Below are 1,566 nucleotides of genomic sequence, written 5' to 3' on the forward strand. Positions count from 1 at the left end.
GCTCGTCAACAATGCCGGCGTCGCGACTCGTGCGAACCTCCTGACCGGCGACCTCGACACGATCCGGCTCGAGCTCGACACGCACGTGTTCGGAATCCTCGGCGTGATCCGCGCGTTCGCGCCGGTTCTCGCGTCGAACGGCGGCCGGGATGCAACCGGGCCGCCGTGGTCGATGATCTGGCGATGGTGTGGTTGGTGCCGGATGGGTCGACGTTCAGCGAGGCGCGGTTCTGCGTGGAGTGCGCCCTGTCCGGGGGCGCCGTAGTACGCGGGAAAATCGGGCGGATGTGGTCGAGCTTCGCTGGTGAGTGACGATGTCACCCTGCCTGCTCGGGTTGGTCGCGTTGGGGGGTGGGGGACACCGTCGTACGGGAGACGGCGAACACCTCGGCGAGATCGGCGATGGTGTGGCGGTGAATGCCTGGCGCCCGCCGCTCAACTGCGCAGTTGCGCGTTGAGCCGTGCGGCCTGTCGCGTGAGGTGGTCGCGTTCGGGAAGGCTGGGCGCCGATCGGGCGGCTTCGGCATAGAGCCGTGCCGCGGTCACCGGGTCACCGTCACGCTCGTGCAGGTACGCCGCGACGGCGGCGTGGCGGGGCAGGGCGGGGTCGAGCCCCGCCAGGGCGGCCAGGCCGGCCCGCGGGCCGTCGGCCTCGCCGACCGCGACGACCCGGTTGAGGCGGGCCACCGGGCTGCCGGTGAGGCGCACCAGTTCGTCGTACCACTCGACGATCTGCACCCAGTCGGTCTCCTCGGCCGTCCGGGCGTCGGCGTGCAGCGCGGCGATGGCGGCCTGGGCCTGGAACTCGCCCAGGCGGTCACGGGTGAGGGCTGCCTGGAGCACCTCGACGCCCTCGGCGATCAGGCGGGTGTTCCACAGGCCGCGGTCCTGCTCGGCAAGAGGCACGAGCCTGCCGTCGGGGCCGGTCCGTGCCGGGCGCCGTGCGTGGTGGAGCAGCATGAGCGCGAGCAGGCCCGCGACCTCCTCATGGTCGGTCTTGGCCGCCAGCCGGCGAGTGAGCCGGATCGCCTCGCCGGCGAGGTCGACGTCACCGGAGTAGCCCTCGTTGAAGACCAGGTAGAGCACGCGCAGCACCGTGGCGACGTCACCGGGCTGGTTGAACCGGACGCCCGAGACGGCCCGCTTGGCCCTGCTGATCCGCTGGGCCATGGTCGCCTCCGGCACGAGGTAGGCCTGCGCGATCTGACGCGTGCTCAGGCCACCGACCGCGCGCAGCGTGAGCGCGACGGCCGAAGCCGGTGTCAGGGACGGGTGCGCGCACAGGAAGTACAGCTGGAGCGTGTCGTCCACCACCTCGCCCGGGCCGGGCACGGGCTCGCCCTCGACACGTACCTCGCGCTGCCGCCGGGAGGTATCGGCACGGGCGGCGTCGAGGAACTTACGCCAGGCCACGGTGACCAGCCAGCCCTTGGGGTCTCGCGGCGGGTCGTCCGGCCACACGCGCACGGCCTCGACCAGGGCGTCCTGCACGGCATCCTCGGCCGCCGCGAAGTCGGCTCCGCGACGGACCAGGATGCCGATCACGATGGGGGTGAGGGTCCGCGG

The 1,566-nt window shown here is 72.4% G+C and carries 1 protein-coding gene and 1 pseudogene; one reads left to right on the forward strand and one right to left on the reverse strand.

Annotated features, from left to right (window positions below):
- Nucleotides 1-265: pseudogene (locus ABT061_RS48260) on the forward strand (hypothetical protein); the annotation flags it as partial.
- Between the two features lie 170 nt (nt 266-435).
- Here the strand turns inward: ABT061_RS48260 and ABT061_RS48265 are convergent.
- A partial coding sequence (locus tag ABT061_RS48265; protein ID WP_350930445.1) for an RNA polymerase sigma factor occupies nt 436-1,566 on the reverse strand: 1,131 nt, incomplete at its 5' end.

This window comes from Streptosporangium sp. NPDC002544, assembly GCF_040295965.1.
GTDB lineage: Bacteria > Actinomycetota > Actinomycetes > Streptosporangiales > Streptosporangiaceae > Streptosporangium.